The organism is Alistipes sp. cv1 (genome assembly GCF_900240235.1).
Classification (GTDB): domain Bacteria; phylum Bacteroidota; class Bacteroidia; order Bacteroidales; family Rikenellaceae; genus Alistipes_A; species Alistipes_A hominis.
Genome location: NZ_OEPW01000001.1, coordinates 446,548 through 465,470, shown reverse-complemented (window position 1 = coordinate 465,470; position 18,923 = coordinate 446,548). Strand labels below are relative to the sequence as shown.

The window sequence follows — 18,923 nt, the reverse complement described above, 5'->3', positions numbered from 1 at the left end:
TTGTTAGAGCCTTAGCTAAATCGCAATTCTATGTATTCAGCCAGAATCAGCCGGAACTCTCCGGCAGCTTTCATTATCCTGATCGATCAGTCCGGATCGATGGCCGAAACGGTGGTAATCGATCGTAAAGAAGTTGTCAAAGCCAAAGCGGTGGCTTTTATCGTCAATATGCTGATCGCCGAGCTGCTCAACCGCAGCAGGCGGGAAGAGGGGTACCGCGATTATTTCGATATCGCCGTACTGGGGTATCACGGAGACGAGGTTGCTTCCCTGTGGAAGAACCCGAATAGAATGTTTATGCGTCCCAACGATTTGATAGGAAACGAACTGTCTCGCGTGCCCGTTCAACGGGAGCGCCGGTTGCCCGACGGCAGTACCGTCGTATCGTCGGTTTGCCAGAAGATCTGGGTGGAGCCTTATGCGGGCGGAAAGACGCCGATGTATCATGCGCTGACCGAGTGTTACCGGCTTTGCAAAGCGTGGTGCGGCGCGAAGGCGCACCGGAAGAGTTATCCGCCGACGATCTTCAACATTACCGACGGGGAGTCGTCCGACGGGGACGATTTCAAGTTGCAGGAGATCGCCGACAGTATCAAAGGACTCTCTACCGAGGACGGTGCTGCGCTGCTGATCAACATCCATATCTCTTCCGATGCGGAGCGTTCGCCCGTGTTGTTTCCCGAATCGAAAAAAGAGCTTCCCGATCAGCGTTACGCCCGGTTGCTGTACGATATGTCCAGTGAAATGCCGGCAATCTATAACGAAAGCATCGTCCAGCTGCGGGGACGCGACGGGGAGCGTTTCAGGGGGATCAGTTACAACGCGGCGATGACCGATCTGGTCAGTATGATGAATATCGGCTCCGTAAGTGCGAACCTTTTATTCTAAAACCTATGGCTTTATCGATATATAATTTGATTGAATCCGTTTGCAATCCGGCGGGCCGTTTCAAAACGTTGCGGGAGATCGGGGTAAAGACGGACGAAAAGGGCGATCCCGTTTTTTCATATTCGGGAACGACGATCAGTTTCTCGGTCGTGTGGAAGGGCAGGAGCTACCTGCTGAAATGTTCGCTGCGCGAGGAGCAGGAGAATACGTTGTCGTGGCGGCGGATTGCCGCCTATCTCCAGAGGATACGTTCCTCGTTTCTGGTCGGTTATTATTATCTGAGCGGAGAAATGCTGGTTTTCAACGACCGGGGAGCTGCCGGTTACATCGACGTGGTGTTGATGGAATATCCCGATCATATGCAGCCGTTGGATGAGTTTCTCGAAAAGGCCTGCATGGAGGGCGACAAGGAACGTATCCGTAAATTACTGACGGAATTTTGCCAGATGGCCGTGTGGCTGATCAACGACAACCTGGTTCACGGGGCGATCCGCGCATCGAACGTGATGATCGACAAGGATTGTTCGGTGCATCTGGTCAATTACGAGTACATGCAGATGCCGCGATCGGACGCTCCGGATTACGAATCGATTCGGGACGCCGACAACGTGATGGTAGCCAACCTGGCGTTGGGTATAAAAGCGGTTGCATCCGATCCGGCCGCTTTCCGGTATTTGAGGGGCAATGCGATATTCCGGTTTCCCGTGGTGCGTTCGCCCCTGCTTCCGATGTTTGCCGATGTCGCCAGGGAGGCGGGATGCGAACCGGTGTTGCGGATCGTCGAAATGCTTTCGTGCAGCAATCATACGTTGCACGGTCGTTTGGCGTTGAGCGAAGCGTTGCGGAAATTGTCAGGCGACCGTACGGAACTGGGTGTCGATTTGTCGGTAAAACTGGCGAACGAACGGAGACCGTCCGCTGCGGAGCCGGACGACAGCGATGCCCGGCGGGAGGAGTACCTGCTGAACCGTACGCAGCTTCAGTCGTTTTATTGTTGGGTCGGGCCGGTTTGCGAATCGTTGATCTGCGTCCGCAAGGGCGATCTGTGGGGTTATGTGGATTGTTCCGGGAATGAAGCGCTTCCATTGCGTTACGAGTGGGCGAGCGATTTCATGGAGGGGCGCGCCGAGGTCATGCGCAACGGTTGTTACGGGTTAATCGACAAAACCGGAAAGGAGATCCTGCCGGCGATTTACGAATTGGTCGAATGGAACAGCGAGCGCGGAATCGCCAAAGTCGCTTGCGACGGGCTTTTCGGATTATGCGACCGCGACGGGAAAGAGTTGGTTCCGTTTATTTACCGTTGGATGGGCGGCACCGAGAACGATTTGATTCTGGTCTTTTCCGAAAAACATTACGGTTATATCCGTCAGGACGGGACGGCCGTTATCCCGTTTCGTTATGACGATGCTTATGACTTTAAGGATGGAACGGCATTGGTCGTGCGCGGCGGGAAAAGTTACAAGATCGACATGCAAGGCCGTGAGGAGGAGACGACCGAAGAGTAGGCCGCGGGCATAAGGTACTGAAAATAAAAAGCGGGCGTGTCGACAGACACGCCCGCTTTTTCAGGTACTCGGTCATTTATTTCACCAGGCGCATTTCTTCGATCAGGCCGGAGGCGCCGGCGTACCGGTCGATGATCCAGAGAACGAAGCGGATATCGACGCAGACGGTCCTCGCATATTCGGGATGGAAATAGATGTCGCCGGACATCGATTCGCGGTTGCCGTCGAAAGCCAGCCCTACGAGGTTGCCCCGGCCGTTGAGAACGGGGCTGCCCGAGTTCCCTCCGGTGATGTCGTTATTGGTGATGAAGTCCGTGTAAAGGACTCCCTTTTCGCCCCATCTGCCCCAGTCTTTGGCCCGGATCAGCGAGAACATCTTGTCGTCCACCCGAAATTCGAAATCTTTCGGGTCGTTTTTTTCGAGGTATCCGTCTACCGTCGTGCGGAAGTCGTATTTTACCGCGTCGTACGGGCTGATCGACTCTACGTTGCCGAACGTGATCCGCATCGTGGAGTTGGCGTCCGGGTATTGCGGGAGCCCTTTCGATTCCCGCATCCGGTACAGCACTTTGGCGTACAGGGATTCGGTTTTGTCGACGTCGGTTTCCGCCTCTTCTTCGGCGTTGCGGACTCCGTCGCTGAACGTCATCGTCGAAACCGAAGCGGCGAGAGCTACCAGCGGATCTTGCATGATCTGGTCGGCCGTGCGCGGGGTTTCGAAGTATTCGCAGAGTTTTTCGAGGGTGGCGCACGCGCTGTTACGGAACGCGTAGTCGGCGATCGCTTCGGCATTGCCGTCGTAGCGGGTATAAACCTGTTGCAGATAGTCGCCCCACATCTGCGGCGGTACGTTGTCCGTGAATAGTTTCAGCATGGCGGCGAAAATCTCCTGATCGGTGGCCGGATCGTAGGCCGCGTACATTTTTTTCGTCAGGTTCAGCGCGTAGGCGAACGCTTTGTCTGTGACCCGCACGCTGTCGATCTTCTCTTTCCGCATCCGGTTGACCATCGACGCTACTCGGAAACCGGTCATCAGCGCGTCGCTCGGGCTGATCCAGGCCTCCTGGAAGTAGTTTTTCCGGCGGACGGCCTCCGCACGGGCCGCATACCCTTTTTTCAGGTCGGCCAGAACGCGGCCGTATTCGGTCTGCCGTTCGGGCGTTTCCGCGATCCACCGTTGCAGTTCGGTTTCTTCCGCTTCGCGGATGCCGGCGACGTCGTAACGACGCAGGCAGATGTTCTCCCAGGTCGCGTAATCGGCGTAATTGCTGAGGTTGAAATATTTGTCGCTGTACAACAGGCGTACTTTCGGATCGGCTTCCATGTGCTTTTTGATGATCTCCATCCGCTCGTGCCGCGCCCGGATCACGACCGGGTTGACGACCTGCTGTTTTTCGGCGACGGCGAACGACGACATGTACCGGTTGGTACGTCCCGGGAAGCCCAGCACCATCGTATAGTCTCCTTCGTGGACGCCGCCCGTCGATATGTCGAGCACTTTCGCCGGTTTGATCGGAACGTTGTCTTTCGAATACGGGGCGGGCTTTCCGTCTTTGTCGCCGTATACGCGGTATAGGGCGAAATCGCCTTTGTGCTGCGGCCATCCCCAGTTGTCCTGGTTGCCTCCGAACGCTCCGATCTTTTCGGGCGGAGCCCCGACGAGCCGGACGTCCTTATAGACTTCGTAATAGAACAGCAGGTATTTTTCCCCGCGCCACATCGAAGCGCAGGAGACTTCGTAGGGAGTGTCCTTCCCGTATTTCTTTTCGATTGCGCCGTATATCTTCCGGGTGCCGAATACGCCGAATTTTCCTTCCCGGATCATGCTGTCGCGCATTTCCACCGCTTCGTCGGTAACGTCGGCGATCCGGCGCAGGAACATCACCGTTTTGCCTTTGACCGGGAGTTCGTCCTGTTCGGTCGCCGCCCAGAATCCGTTTTCAAGGTAGTTGTTTTCCGGGGTGCTCAGATCGTGTATGTCGCCGTAAGCTACGTGGTGGTTCGTGATGACCAGGCCCCGGTCGGAAATCACGCTTCCGGTTCCCATCCCGTAGTCCACCGCTACGATCGCGCCGCTGAGTGCGGTACCCCGCTCGTTGTAGATCTCGCCCGGTTTCAGCTTCAATCCCTTTTTTTTCATTTGGGGATAGATCGAACTTTCGAACAGGTTCACCAGCCACATCCCTTCGTCGGCCATGGCCGACGCGGGAGCCAGCAGCGCCAACAGGGCGTAAATCAAGATTTTTTTCATCGGTTTTCTCTATTTTTAAACGGGAGAGTCTGCGAAGACTCTCCCGTCCGTATCGGTTACTCGGCCGGAGCTCCGGGAGATTCCGGAACTGTACGCCCTTCGTTTTTGAACTTGAGTTTGGGTTCCTCCTCCTTTGTCGAACCGTCCGTGTATTTGATCGTCCATTTCGGAGCGTTGAAAAGTTCGGTCCAGATTTTGGCGTCGTCCCACATTCCGGTAACGTAAGTGATTCGCAGTACGGGGGTGGTGTCTTTCAGTTGCACGTCGATGCGCAGGATGCCTTCCTGCGTCGAAAGGAAACTCTTGAAATAAGGAAATCCCTTTTTAATCAGCGTTTTTTCGATCGCCGGGTATTCGACTTCGTAAACCGCCGTTTCGTAATTCCGGCCGTCGAGTTTTTTCATATTGTCGAGGAACTTGCCCGACATCGCCGCCGTAGGCTTGAACATCAGCTCGACGAATTCACGACTCGAAATCCGGTCTCCGTTGCGTTCGTACGAAACGAGTTTGTAGTCCACCGGGAACCAACGCACTTTGCCGCCCGCCGCAAGCATGTGCGTCTGTTCGACTTCGATCGAGTCTTTCAACAGTTTTTCGGAAAGTTCGGCCGACGGGTCGGCGTAAAGTTTTACGGTCACCGGGCACGAATATTCGGCGTCGAAGCCGTAAATCCCCGGGATCTGTTTCAGGATATTCCCGAAATAGACCATATCCATCCGGTCGAACAGCTTGTCGACCCCGAGGGTCAATACCTCTACCGAATCGACCTGCGGTTCGGGATTCGAGAATTTCATGATGGTTGGGATGAAAATGACCTCGCGTATTTTGTCTTCGTTGGTCTGGGCCGGGTCGTACGAGATTACTACCGCATGGCGCTTGACGAATGTTTTGACGCCGTACACACCGGGCACTTTCTGCATTTTGGCGGAGAAGGCCTTCGAACTGCCGTAACATTTGATCGAGGTGAGCCCTTCCATTTCGAATGTCTTCATCTCTCCGACCTGTTCGGTATTGCCCCACCGTTCGTCGATCGTAGGCAATTCCCACTGGTTCCCCAGGATCAGCGCGAGTACGAACAGCACGATCGTCAGTATGCCGGGCAACCAGCGCAGCGACTTTTTGCCGCCGACCTGCAGGGAGCTTTTCGGACAACTCGATACGCAATCGCCGCACAGCGTGCAGTCGATGTGCCGGACGGTTTTCAGCTCCTTCAGATCGATGTGATAGGGACATTTTTTCGTACAGGAGCCGCAGCCGTTGCAGCTCTCCGCGTCGCGGACGATGCGCAGCAACGGGAATACTTTGCTACGCAGGTAGATCATTTCGTACAGGTAGCCGATCAAGCAGGCTGCGCCCAGCGCCCATACCCATGCCGACGGAAGCCCGGCCCATCCGAGCAGCCAGAACAGCAGGAGGAGCCCCACGAACGTGATCGTGAATTTGAAAATATTGCTCAGCGCTCCGAGCGGGCAGATGTATTTGCACCAGAACATTTTGATGAAGAAACTGCCGAGGAACAGCAGCACGATCGAGATGCTGGTCATCCAGGCCGTGATTTCACCCTTGAAACCGGTCGCCATTGCGTAGTAAGGGTCGAAATTCTTGCAGAACAACTCGCTCGAAGAGACCGACATGTAGAATACCACGAACAGCAATCCGTATTTGACGATCCGCAATCCCCGATCGGCGATGCCGCCCGGTTTCAGGTCGAAGTTCATTTTCAGCTTGCGGCCGCCTTTGCCGAGGTATTCCCCGATTGTCCCCAGCGGACACAGATAACCGCAGAATAGCTTGCTGAACAGGATGACGCCCACGGCCAGTACGACTCCCATCATGATCTGCGCCATCGACATGCTGCATGCCAGCGAATTGTTATGCAGGTAACTGCCGATAGCCTGCAAGCCTCCGAACGGGCAGTAGGCTTCCGGATCGGCGCGTTGTTCTCCGAAAAAGATCCCATAGAGAATAAATGCCACGATCGCCAGCAGCGTGCCGCCTTGCAGCGAAAGTTTCAGCCAGTTGCGTTTTTTTGATTTCATTGATCGAATTTATTAGAATATAAAAAGTGCAATCCCTGCCACAAACATAAAGATTCTTGCGAAGAATTACAACGGAAGCGTTATGAATCGCCGTAAAAACGCCCTTTTCCGGTCCGACCGGGGGATCAGTAGGCGGCGAGATCGATCTTCGTCGGCTGCCAGCGTCCGCCCGTCAGTTGCATGACCGTATCGATGCCGGCTTCTTGCAGTGCAGCGAGCGCTTCCCGGCGGCCGCTGTCGATCGTTTGGGGCAGGTGGGCGTCCGAATTGACGAGCACGGGAATGCGCAACTCCCGCAGCAGCCGGAAGTGCGATCTGTTCGGGAAAAATACGCCGCCGGCGCCGGCATGGTATTTTTTCGTGTTGATTTCGACCATTGCGCCGTGCCGCGCGATCGTTTCGAAATATTCCCTGATTTTCTGCCGGTACCATGGCTGTTCCGCAATGTCGGGCTGGCATCGGGAGGCATTGTAGACGATCTTGTCGGCATGTCCCACGAAGTCGAATCCTCCGGTCGAGACCATCCGCATCAGTTTGTCGAAATAGTCCGTAACCAGCTTGCGCAGGTCGTCGCCGAAATGAAGGCGCAGGTTTTCTGCAAACGTCTCCGCGTCGGTGTCTATATCGACATATTTCCCACGGGACTCGATCAGGTGCACCGATCCGATCCGGTAGTCCAGCGGCAGTTTCTGAAAGTAGTCCGAAGCCGGATTGCTCTGTTCGTTCAGGTAGTCGATTTCGAGTCCGGCGTACAGTTCGATCCGATCCGCGTATGCGGCTTTCAGCCGGTCGATTTCCGCAAGGTAGGCCGCCATCCGTTCCGCTTCCAGCGTCCAGCGGGCCGGGAAAGGGAGCGGTGCGTGCGACGAGATTCCGTAAGCGGCGAATCCTTGCCGCACGGCCTCCTCGACGAAATCCTCCATCGGAGCTTTCCCGTCGCAGAACGAGCAATGGCTGTGGTAGTTGGTGCGGTTGTTCGGTCTGTCGGTAGTCATGTGCGGGTTACTGTTTTTGTTTGAAAAGGCGGCGCTGTCCGAGGTTTACCGAGAAAAGCACTTTTTGCTGCCAACCCCATTTCCTGCCGTCGTAATGGTGCACCGATGCCACGCGCAACTTCATGATTTCGGTATGTACCGGCTGCCAGTAGATTTCCAGCCGGTCGTAGATGTTATGCCGGGTGCGGTACCACGGCTCGCCCCAATAGAGTCCCGGGCCGTAATCGAGCGACGGGTCGGCCATGTAGTAGGGCATCAGATCCTTGCCGGCGTACAGCGTGTTGAAGATCCCGAAATTCCATTTCTGCACTTTCAGCTCGATCTGTACGCCGCCGGGCGTGACGTAGTCGCCGACGTATTTGCGGTCGTTCTGGAACGCCTGGAGCCACCCGGCTTGCAGCGACAGTTCCTGCATACCCGTTTTTCCGCTCAGGTCGATCCCTACGTGCGGATGCAGCAGTACGTTGTCCACTACGCCGTCGTCGAGGTAGGTGCCCGCATGGTGGTACATCGACAGGTGGTAACCGGCATAGAAAAGCCCGTGGCGGATGCGGCCTGCCGAGAAAAGTAGGAATTTTTCGCGTTTTTCGTTAGTTATCATGCTGTTCCAGTCGCATCCGAATTCGACGTAACCCTTTTCGCCGACGTATTGCAGCAGCAATCCGGTCAGATTCGGGTCGTAATATTTCACCGAATCGCTGAAAAAGGCGCTGGGGTAGTCCCCGATCACTTTACGGCGCGGAACCACGCCGGCGAACGCCTTGAATTTCGGGGCGTTGTATTGGTAGTAGCCGAAAATCTCGTTATCGGTCTGGAACGGTTTCGCTCCGAAGTTCGCCAGCAGATCGATCCCCATCATCAGCGAATGACGTTCCGCCCACCGGATACCCAGTTCGGGTGCGATGCGGGCTCCGAATAGCGTTTGCGGCCAGTTGATTTCGCTTTTGTATTCGCGGTTGTCGAAAAAGAAGTCGAACGACGCTCCCCATACCACTTCCTGGGCCATGGATTTGGGTGCGGTCAGCAACAGGGCGGCCAGGGCCGTCATCAGTAATCTGAGTGTAGATTTGATCATCGGGTTATTGTTTTTAGTGGATTTTATCGTCGTTTGAGAACCGAATTCTGCAAATATACGGGATAATCCCGAAGAACGAATCGTGTCGACGGGTAAATTGTTGTGAAGCGTTTGCCGGAACGTTCTGTGCGGGGATTGAAAAATCCGGAAGGACGTTCGTGTCGCGCAAGGAATTATGGATTTCGTTTTTTGGAGAAGTTAAATAAAAATTCTACTTTTGGGGCGGAAAATTCGGTTCCGTAGCTCAGTTGGATAGAGCAACAGCCTTCTAAGCTGTGGGTCGCGCGTTCGAACCGCGCCGGAATCACCGAGTTAATTGACGGGTTGCAGTTCCACTGCAACCCGTTTTTTATGAATACGCGTACGATTTTCACGCGATTTTCCGATTCTTCGTTTTTTTCAAAAAAACGGTTTATTCCGGCCGGATGTCCGGTTCGGCAATGTTGCGCCGAGGGGCACACTCCGGGCGATGCAGTGCTGGAAATCAATACGGAATCCCGATATTCAGGTATGCCGCCCGGGTTTTTACTGGATATTGGGGATTGTCGTCTCTTTGCGGGCGCTCTAATTTTGCAGCGATTAAAAAGCTGTAAATGAAAAACATCTATCCCATTCTTATTTTATCTGTTTGTTGCAGCGTTTGGGCGCGCCCGGTATGCTCGCAAAAACTTACGGCCGATTCGGCAGCCCGTAAAACGCCGTTCGAGTGGAACTTCAAAAAGTATCGTGTCGGCGGATACGGGGAAATCTTGTTCCAATACATGACTTACGGAACGAACCGGTATACGAATCCGGTCGGGGCGACGCGGGACAACCGCGCCGAGGTGTCGTTGCCCCGGGCCGTCTTTGCATTCGATTATCACTTCGGCAAAGGGTGGTACCTGGGTACCGAGGTTGAGTTCGAGCACGGCGGAACCGGTGCGACCAAGGAAATCGAGTACAATAAAGAGGGCGGCGAGATCGAAACCGAGATCGAAAAAGGCGGTGAAGTGGCTCTGGAACAGCTTCATATCACGAAACATTTTTCGAATGCGTTCAACCTGCGGATCGGCCATATGATCGTACCGGTGGGGTTGACGAACTCGCACCATGAGCCGACTCTCTTTTTCGGGACGGTGCGGCCCGAGAGCGAAACTTCGTTGCTGCCGTCGACTTGGCACGAGACCGGCGTTTCCGTACTCGGTTACCTGGGGGACTTCCGTTACGAGGTGATGCTCGTCAGCGGACTCGACCCGAACGGTTTCTCGTCGGAGAATTGGGTCGGAAGCGGACGGCAGAAGATTTTCGAGATTTCGAAAATGACCAATCCGGCCGTTGCGGCGCGGGTCGAATATTCCGGCGTGCGCGACCTCCGGCTGGCCGTGTCGGGTTACTGCGGCAATACGGCGAAAAACTCGTCGAAGCCTTATGCGATGACCGGCGTGAAAGGAACGGTGGCGATCGGTTCGTTCGATGCGCAGTACGTGGGACGCAACTTGATCGCGCGGGGTAATTTCCTGTACGGAACCGTTTCGGATTCCAAGGCGATTTACGATATCAACCGCAAGTATTTCAATAGCACGGGTTATCCGATCACGCCGTTCGGTAAGGCTGCCATGGCTTACGGCGCCGAGGTCGGATACGACGTGCTCTCTTTTGCCCGCACGAACAACCGCCTGTTTCCTTTCGTGCGTTACGAATACTACAATACCGGTCAGAAGATCGAGCGGGGAGCGCAGGAGTTGCCGCGTTACAAACGCGATGTGTTTACCGTAGGGCTCAACTATTTTCCGATCCGCGACTTGGTCATCAAATTCGACTACTCGTACCGCCGGATCGGCGGCGACCGGTACAACAGCGAAGATACGTTTGGTCTGACGGTGGCTTATTCAGGATGGTTTTGCTCCAAATAAATGAATATCAAACTTTTAATTTTAAATAATCATGTACGGAATGAAAACGAAATGGATGGGTGCGGCTTTGCTGGCCGCACTGATCGGAGCGACGGGATGCAGTAAGAATGAAGACGGCGGCGACGGCGGCGGAAACGGCGGTGGCGGCAGCAACGCTTCCAAACTGGAGAGTTATGCGATGACGTCCGAGTGGATCAACTACGCGACGGCCGTGTCGTCGGAACTGCTCGACGACTGTATCGGCCTGTGGGCTGCGTGGAACGGTCCGACGGGGATTCCGGACGAAGATTGGGAACGGATCGGCCGCGACTTTTTCACAAAAAATACGATTGTCGGCGCGAACGGTTACGCCGAGTACATGAGAACGGCCGATGCGGGCAACGCTAAATTCACCAGCGGCGTCGATGCGATCCGGACGATCCTCGTCGACGGTTTCGCCAACATTTCGAACGAAGTCGGCTCCTCGAAGATCGGTAATCCGAACACGTTGGCCAAAGACGGCAAAACGGCGGAAGCCGTGTTGCAAGTCGAATCGTGGTATAGCTGGAACTCGATCACCGACTATTCGGACAACATCATCAGTATCAAAAACGGATACGCCGGCCGGATCGGCGCGATCGGGGACGCAGCCCATGCGAACAGCATTTCGGCCTATGTCAAGAGCCGGAATGCCGACTTGGACGCACGGATGACCGCGGCGATCGACGGAGCTTACAATGCGATCAAAAGTATGCAGTCGCCTTTCCGTAATAATCTGACCGGAACGAAGGTGGATGCCGCGATCGAGGCTTGCGCCGATCTGACCGAACTGACCGAGGGCGAGCTGCTCGGCGCGTTCCGCGATGCGGGCGACTACGATTTTACATCGATACTGACCCAGTATGCCGACCAGGTCGTAACTCCCACCTACAAGGGTATGAAGGAGAAAGCCTGGATGCTTTACAAGGCGATGCAAGCTCTGCAAGCCGACAATAAGAGCCAGGCCAAAGTCGATGCCGCCTGTGCCGCCTGGCGTGCGATGCGCGTGCCCTGGGAACAGAGCGAAGCCGTGCTGTTCGGTCCCGCCGGCGAAGAGACGGGACTCGGATTCGACCCGTCGATGGACAGTTGGCCGCTGGATCAGGAGGATATCGCTACGATCATAACCAACAAGAACCTGTCTACCGTAGAACAGTACATCGCGGCGATCGGCAGCGAGTCGGTTCGCGGATTCCACACGATCGAACTGCTTCTGTTCAAAGACGGGCAAAACAGGAAGGTACTCGCCGAGTAATTCCGGAAGGGAACAGAACTTTTTCATACGCAAGGTTATGTCCGCTTTTATACAGAAGCATTCGGTTTATGTGACGGCGTTGCTATGCGTCGTCACATTTTCCGCATGTAAAGACGGCGATTTTTACGAGATCCGCGACGAATATGGCAATGTCGCCGATTCGCGTACGTTATCGGCCGGTATATCCACCGTTTATCAGTCGGGCGTAACGGCCTACGATACGCCGGCCGGCTGGGTGACGGGGAATCTGAATACCCGTTTCTACCGGGGGGACGCGCTGTACGACAATCCGCGCGTCAGCGGCGACGATCCCACGCAGGGCGGCAAAGGGCCGCTTTACGCCGGTTCGTCGTGCGGAAGCTGCCATTCCAATGCCGGACGAACTTATCCGACGCTCTATTCGGAAGGCGGCACCGGTAGCGGGGGCTTCTCGTCGCACCTGATCTACATTACGAAGAAAAACGGAGGCTTTTTCCGCAATTACGGCCGTGTGCTGCACGATCAAGCGATCACCGGCGTCGAACCGGAGGGGAAACTTTCCGTTTCATACACCGAGGAGACCTACGCTTTTCCCGACGGGGAGAAGTATTCGCTGATTACGCCTTCCTATTCCGTTTCGGCTTGGTATGCCGACAGCATCGCTCCGCAGGATCTGATCGTCGACGTCCGCATTCCGCTGCGCCATGTCGGCATGGGGCAGATGATGGCGCTTGACCCGATCGAGCTCGAAGAGCTCGCCCGACGCAGCAACTATCCCGAATACGGGATTTCCGGCCGGCTGAACTACATTACCGAGCGCGGCCGGCAGTATATCGGCGTGTCGGGCAATAAGGCGCAGCATGCCGACCTGACGATCGAACTGGGATTTTCGTCCGACCTGGGCGTCACGAACGACCGTTATCCGCTGGAAGTGGCCGAAGGGCAGTCGCAGATGCTCGGATACAGTCATTACGGGATACAGATTTCGACGCAGGATATGGAACACGTCGACTTCTACCTGCATGCGCTGGGTGTTCCGGCGCGCCGCAATGTTGACGATCCGGTCGTGCAGCAGGGCGAGAAGGCGTTTTACCGGGCCCGCTGCGACCTGTGCCACGTTCCCACGCTGCATACGCGGCAGGACGCTCCGGCGCTTATCAACGGAACCCGACTGCCGTGGCTGGCCAATCAGACGATCCATCCGTACAGCGATTTCCTGCTGCACGATATGGGACCCGATCTGGACAGCCATTATACGTCGGGATTGGCGCAGGGCTGCGAATGGCGCACGACGCCGTTGTGGGGGATCGGTCTGCAGCAACGGGTCAATCAGCATACCTATTTTCTGCACGACGGCCGCGCCCGCAACCTGAAGGAGGCGATCATGTGGCACGGGGGCGAAGGCGCCGTGTCGCGCGAACTGTTCGCCCGGATGTCGCGGGACGACCGCGACGCGCTGATCAAGTTCCTCGAATCATTGTAAACGACAACCGAACACTATCGACATGAAGATAAAAATTATATTTTTACTGACCCTATGTGCAGCGGCCGTTCAGGCGACGGCCCAGATCAAGCAGGCCGAAGTCGCTGCGGACAAATACGACGACGCGGACAAATACATCGAAAGCGCCGTGATCCCGATGGGGGGCAAAAAAGGATTCAGTTTTCAGACCAAGGCGGGCGATTTCATGCTGAAGCCTTACGTGCTGCTGCAAACCGCCGGAAAATTCAACTGGTACGACGACGAACAACTCGGCCTGGACGACCAGGACAACGTGGCGAACAGCGGTTTCGAGATCCCGTATGCGATTTTGGGTTTCTCGGGCCGGGCTTTCAATAAACTGACCTTCAATCTGACGCTGAATGCGGCCAAAACCGGCGGGGCGCTGCTCCAGCAGGCGTGGGTCGACGTGAATCTCAAAGACCAGATCCGGTTCCGCGTCGGTAAGTTCAAGACGCCGTTCAGCCAGGCTTACCTGGTGACGCTGGGCGAAACGCTGTTCCCGATGCTGCCCACTTCGCTCACTTCGTCGGTCTATATGGACCGCAGCCTGAACTCGACCCCGCCGACCTTCGCTACCGGCTTCGACCTGGGCGTCATGATGCACGGCCTGCTCGGCGGCAAATGGGAATACAACCTGGGCGTGTTCAACGGTACGGGCATCGACGTGAACCTGGCCCAGAAAACGCTCAGCGACGACCTGGGCATTCCGTCGCTGCTGTATGCCGCTCGGGTGGCCTATATGCCCAAAGGCCCGATCCCGTCGCATCAGGGCCGTATCGACGACTTGCATAACGATAAGATCATGTTCGCGCTGTCGGCTTCGTATAACGTAGAGGCTAACTGGCAGACGACCAACGATCTGCGGCTCGGCTTCGAATTCACTTACCTCAAAAATCGGCTTTACTTGTCGGCCGAAGCCTATTACCTGAGTTCCGATCTGGTCAAGCGGCAGCGGGTGAACCATACTTACCGTTACATCGGGGGATACGCTCAGGTCGGTTATTTCGTGACCCGGAAGTTGCAGCCTGCGCTGCGGTGGGATTTCATGGACCGCAACTCGACCGAAACGGACGGTTTCCTGAACATGCCGGCCGTCGGACTGAACTATTATATCATGGGGTATAACCTGAAACTGCAGGCGATGTACCAGTTCCTCGGTCGTTGGGGGCATGCGACGCAGGATGCGCGCGAGCTCGACGATCTGGGACTCGCCCAGCATACGGCCATGGTCATGCTGCAGTTTTCATTCTAACGATGCGCCGAAATGAATAAACGATATCGTCGCCCGGTTTGGGCTGCCGTCCTGTGTTCGCTGTTTGCGGTTTCTTGCGACAGCGGGGATATTTTCGAGAAGGACAAAACGGCGGATGGGGGAGTCGCCGTACGCGGAACTTTCGAATTGCTCAATCCGGAGGTCTTCCCGCAGCAGTACGACCTGATTTTCGGAGTTTTCGCCGCCGACGGCACGTCGGCGCTTTCGTCGGTCAACGTGTTGAAGCCGGCCGACGGAGAAAAAGTGCAGTTGTCGATCGACAACGTGCCCGACGAGGCTCGTTCGGTACGGTTCAGCCTGATCAATTCGGGCCGCCAGGTCGTTCATACGTTTTTCGAATACGATCTCGACGACGACCGGACGTCGGACGTCGATCTGCCGGCCGTTCAGATCGACCTGCTGGAGTACGACCGCATTCAGCGGATGGTTTTTCAGCAATATAACTGCATTTCGTGCCATCAGGGAACCAGCGGGGCAGGCGGCTTGCTGCTGACCGAAGGAGACAGCTACCGCTCGCTGGTCGGCGTGCCCGCGACGCACTCGGACAAGCCGCGCGTCGAACCGTCCGATCCCGACGGCAGCTTTCTGTTGGACGTGTTGACTGCCGAAGGGGCGGTCGCCTATCCGCATACCGGCCTGGTTACGCGGAGCGAAGACATCAACCTATTGCGGGTATGGATCGAAAAAGGATGCCCGCAGAATTAACCCTATGCCTATGTGTTTTTCAAGCAAAGTATTGTTTTATAGCGATGTGCGCATCGAGATCGGATATTTCGAACGCAGCGGCGGTATCGGCGAATGCCATGCGATGCTGCACGTGACCGATACGCAAGCCCCGTTCGCCAAGCAGTTCGGGGATATTTCCGCCGCTTATTTTTACCTGCTGTCGAGTTACGGCGGCGATCTGCGTCCCGTTTTCAAACGCTATTTTCTGAGCGATGCGGCCAATCAGATCGCCGTGTTGCGGGCCGGGGAAAAGCCCTATCCGCCCTGTGCGACTTCCGTCGTGCAGCAGCCTCCGCTCGACGGCGGTAAGATTGCGCTGTGGGTCTACCTGCAGTCGGATGTCGAAGTCGCTGCGATTCCGTCCGGAGTCACGGCCGATCATAACGGTTACCGGCATATTTGGACAGCGGGGGGAACCTCCCTGTGCGGCGCTTCGGCCGATCAGACCGAGACATTGCTGGCGCGTTACGCGGACTTGCTGGCCGGACTCGGATGCGCGTTGGAGAACGATTGCGTCCGCACCTGGTTTTTTGTGCAGAACGTGGACGTCAATTACGGGGGAGTCGTCCGGGCTCGTCGCGGGCTTTTCGAACGGCATGGACTGACGCCGCAGACCCATTACATTACGAGTACCGGGATCGAAGGCCGTCACAGCGACCCGCGATGCACCGTCCTGTTCGACGCTTACGCCGTGCAGGGGCTGCAACCCGGACAACAGACTTACCTGCATGCCCGGGATTACCTGAATCCGACCTACGAGTACGGCGTGACGTTCGAGCGGGGGGTGCGCGTCCGGTACGGCGACCGCAGCCATGTCCTGCTGTCCGGAACGGCCAGTATCGATAACCGGGGAGAGATCGTGGCTCCGGAAGACATCGCGGGCCAGACCGTGCGGATGCTCGAAAACGTCGAAGCGTTGCTCGCCGAGGGGGAGGCGTCGGCGGACGACCTGGCTCAAATGATCGTCTATCTGCGCGATGCGACCGACTATCCGGCGGTGCGGAAGATATTCGACGACCGGTTCGGACCGGTTCCCAGGGTGTTCGTGCATGCTCCGGTCTGCCGCCCCGGATGGCTGATCGAAACGGAATGCATTGCCGTTCGGCAGGAGTGCAATCCGCAGTTCGCTCCGCTTTAGCCGATGAGAGCGCTTACCCGGTTCGCATTCGCGCTTTTCGTCGGCATGACGCTCTGTCTGGCCGCCGCGACTTTCGTCGAAAAAGCGGAAGGAACCGAATTCGCCGCCCGGACGATCTATCACAGCGGATGGTTCGTCCTGTGGTGGGCTTTACTGGCCGTTTCGGCCTTGACGGTCGTCGCGGGCCGGGCAGTTGCCGGCCGCCCGGCCGCCGCGGCGCTGCACTTTTCATTCGGTTTGATTTTACTCGGGGCGTTGCTGACCTTTATGACCGCGCGGAAAGGATACGTCCATCTGCGGGAGGGGAGAACCGTAAACGCTTATTTCTGCGAAACGTCCGCCGAGTCGCGGTCGCTTCCGTTCGGACTCCGGCTCGACCGGTTCGAAATTGCGTGCTATCCGGGAACGCAGGCTCCGGCGGACTACCTCAGCCGGGTGACGGTGGTCGACGGACAGGATACCCGCGCCGCCGTCGTGTCGATGAACCGCGTGCTGTCGTACCGGGGTTACCGTTTTTACCAAACGTCTTTCGACGAAGACCTGCGCGGGAGCATTCTGTCGGTCAACCGGGACCCGTACGGCATTCCGGTTACTTATGCCGGTTATCTGCTGCTCGGGTTTTCGATGATCGGTACGTTGTGCTCGAAACGGTCGGGGTTCCGCCGGCTGCTCCGTCATCCGTTGCTTCGGCGGACCGGTTGCCTGTTGTTTTTTGTATTCGGCGCATACGGAGCGGCGGCCGCTCCGGCGACACTGAGCCGTGAAACTGCCGATGCGCTGGGACGGCTGCGCATATTGTACGACGGGCGGATCGCGCCGGTACAGACGTTCGCCCGCGATTTTACGCTGAAAATCTACGGAAAACCGTCTTATTGGGGGTTCTCGGCCGAACAGGTGCTCGCCGGCTGGATTTTTTATCCGGAACAGTGGCAGTTCGAGCGGATGATCCGGGTCGGGCAAGACACTGTGCGCAGGTCGATCGGGTCGGGAAAAACGGCTGCTCTGGTCGATTTTTTCGGCACAGGAAGAGATTACCGGCTGGCTGGAATGCTCCGTCTTCCGGCCGATCGGAACGATTCTGCGCTGAAAGCGTTTGTCGAAGCGGACGAAAAGGTGCAATTGATAGCGATGCTCCAGTCCGGCCGGATGCTGAAGTTGTTCCCCGTCGTCGTCGGAGACGGTGTGCGTTGGTTCGCGCCGACCGATTCCGTCCGCGGTTTGCCGCGGGGCGATTCGGTTTTTATCAAAGGAATTTTCCCGTTGTTGTACGAGGCCGTGCAAAGCGGTCGTGATGCCGACATCCGGAAATTGATCGACAAAACGGACGCTTTTCAGCGGGAACGGGGCGGCGAACGGTTTCTGCCGGACGCGCGGCTTCGCGCCGAGTTGTGGTATAACCGGTTCGATCCGGTTTCGCTGCTTTGCAGAATCAACCTTTGTTTCGGCCTGCTGGCGTTCGTTCGTTTCGTGTGGAGCCTTGCTGCCGGAAGGCGGCGACGATGGGTCGAAAAGATATTTCTCGTTCCGCTGATTCTGTCGGCAGTGGCGCTGACCGCAACGCTCGCGCTGCGGAGCTATACGGCCGGACACCTGCCGCTGAGCAACGGATACGAGACGATGCTGTTCGTCGCCTGGTGCGTGCTGCTGATTGCGCTCGGACTCCGGCGGCGTTTCCCGATCGTGACGGCTTCGGGGTTGTTGTTGTCGGGATTTGCGCTGCTGGTGGCATGGCTCGGGATGACCAACCCGCAGATCACGCCGCTCGTGCCGGTGCTCCGTTCGCCTTGGCTCAGCCTGCACGTGTCGCTGATCATGGCGTCCTATGCGCTGTTCGGATTGATTATGTTGAACGGGACGGCCGCGCTGATCTTTGCGTCCGTCGTCCGTTCGGATGCTGCGGCGAAACGAACGGTTCTGCTGTGCAGGTTGCAACTGACCGGACGGTTGTTGCTTTATCCGGCCGTTTTCCTGCTGGTCGCCGGTATTTTTATCGGAGCCGTATGGGCGAATGCGTCGTGGGGCCGTTACTGGGGTTGGGATCCGAAAGAGGTGTGGGCGCTCGTTACGCTGATGCTGTATGCCTTGCCGTTGCATGGACGGAGCATTGTCCGGTTTCGTGATCCGCTGTTTTTTCACGCTTACTGTCTGTGGGCGTTCGGGGCGGTGCTGATGACTTACTTCGGGGTGAATTATTTTCTCGGTGGCATGCACAGCTATGCGGGGGCATTCGCTTTCGGCTCTGCGCTGACCGTCACGGTGGCGGTTGTCGTTGTTTTTGTGTTGCTGACGGTCGTTGCGCGGGTGCGGTACAAAAATCCGGTTCCGTATTCGAGGCACCGCCGCTATCCGGGATCAGGAAGCGGAAACTGAATTCGTTTTTTC

General features: G+C 56.6%; 13 protein-coding genes and 1 tRNA gene. 10 read left to right on the top strand and 4 right to left on the bottom strand.

Annotation, left to right across the window (positions count from 1 at the left end; translation table 11 throughout):
* Window positions 1-30 precede the first annotated feature (30 nt).
* Both C1A08_RS01930 and C1A08_RS01925 read left to right on the top strand, forming a co-directional pair.
* A complete protein-coding gene (locus tag C1A08_RS01930; protein ID WP_055205511.1) occupies window positions 31-888 on the top strand; it encodes a hypothetical protein in 858 nt (285 codons plus the stop codon).
* 5 nt (window positions 889-893) lie between these two features.
* Window positions 894-2,396 (top strand): WG repeat-containing protein, encoded by a 1,503-nt coding sequence (locus C1A08_RS01925; RefSeq protein WP_101571018.1) that lies wholly within the window; start codon window positions 894-896, stop codon window positions 2,394-2,396.
* Window positions 2,397-2,472: 76 nt separating this feature from the next.
* On the opposite strand, the gene C1A08_RS01920 is transcribed toward C1A08_RS01925, so the two are convergent.
* The 4 genes from C1A08_RS01920 to C1A08_RS01905 all read right to left on the bottom strand — a co-directional run bounded on the left by C1A08_RS01920 (window position 2,473) and on the right by C1A08_RS01905 (window position 8,756).
* The gene (locus tag C1A08_RS01920; protein ID WP_101571016.1) at window positions 2,473-4,647 is read right to left on the bottom strand and encodes a S46 family peptidase; all 2,175 of its coding nucleotides are present in this window, start codon (window positions 4,645-4,647) and stop codon (window positions 2,473-2,475) included.
* A gap of 56 nt (window positions 4,648-4,703) precedes the next feature.
* Window positions 4,704-6,686 carry a 4Fe-4S binding protein gene (locus C1A08_RS01915; protein WP_101571014.1) on the bottom strand — a complete coding sequence of 661 codons (1,983 nt, stop codon included), beginning with the start codon at window positions 6,684-6,686 and terminating at the stop codon, window positions 4,704-4,706.
* Between the two features lie 125 nt (window positions 6,687-6,811).
* Window positions 6,812-7,681 (bottom strand): histidinol-phosphatase, encoded by an 870-nt coding sequence (locus C1A08_RS01910; protein WP_101571012.1) that lies wholly within the window; start codon window positions 7,679-7,681, stop codon window positions 6,812-6,814.
* Between the two features lie 7 nt (window positions 7,682-7,688).
* The gene (locus C1A08_RS01905) at window positions 7,689-8,756 is read right to left on the bottom strand and encodes a hypothetical protein (RefSeq protein WP_228385765.1); all 1,068 of its coding nucleotides are present in this window, start codon (window positions 8,754-8,756) and stop codon (window positions 7,689-7,691) included.
* 233 nt (window positions 8,757-8,989) lie between these two features.
* Between C1A08_RS01905 and C1A08_RS01900 the strand changes: the two genes are divergently transcribed.
* From C1A08_RS01900 to ccsA, 8 genes are all read left to right on the top strand, one after another.
* Window positions 8,990-9,063: transfer RNA gene (locus C1A08_RS01900), tRNA-Arg, on the top strand.
* Between the two features lie 286 nt (window positions 9,064-9,349).
* Window positions 9,350-10,648, top strand: a complete 1,299-nt coding sequence (locus C1A08_RS01895) for a hypothetical protein (RefSeq protein WP_101571010.1) — start codon at window positions 9,350-9,352, stop codon at window positions 10,646-10,648.
* Window positions 10,649-10,688: 40 nt separating this feature from the next.
* Window positions 10,689-11,921 (top strand): imelysin family protein, encoded by a 1,233-nt coding sequence (locus C1A08_RS01890; RefSeq protein ID WP_180951505.1) that lies wholly within the window; start codon window positions 10,689-10,691, stop codon window positions 11,919-11,921.
* Window positions 11,922-11,958: 37 nt separating this feature from the next.
* Window positions 11,959-13,383, top strand: a complete 1,425-nt coding sequence (locus C1A08_RS01885; protein ID WP_101571006.1) for a di-heme oxidoredictase family protein — start codon at window positions 11,959-11,961, stop codon at window positions 13,381-13,383.
* A gap of 22 nt (window positions 13,384-13,405) precedes the next feature.
* Window positions 13,406-14,656 (top strand): porin, encoded by a 1,251-nt coding sequence (locus C1A08_RS01880; protein WP_101571004.1) that lies wholly within the window; start codon window positions 13,406-13,408, stop codon window positions 14,654-14,656.
* Between the two features lie 12 nt (window positions 14,657-14,668).
* Window positions 14,669-15,382, top strand: coding sequence for a hypothetical protein (locus C1A08_RS01875; RefSeq protein WP_055205520.1), 714 nt, complete (start codon window positions 14,669-14,671; stop codon window positions 15,380-15,382).
* A gap of 10 nt (window positions 15,383-15,392) precedes the next feature.
* Window positions 15,393-16,541, top strand: coding sequence for a Rid family hydrolase (locus C1A08_RS01870; RefSeq protein ID WP_101571002.1), 1,149 nt, complete (start codon window positions 15,393-15,395; stop codon window positions 16,539-16,541).
* A 3-nt stretch (window positions 16,542-16,544) separates the two neighbouring features.
* The gene (gene ccsA, locus C1A08_RS01865; protein ID WP_101571000.1) at window positions 16,545-18,911 is read left to right on the top strand and encodes a cytochrome c biogenesis protein CcsA; all 2,367 of its coding nucleotides are present in this window, start codon (window positions 16,545-16,547) and stop codon (window positions 18,909-18,911) included.
* The last annotated feature ends 12 nt before the right edge of the window (window positions 18,912-18,923 follow it).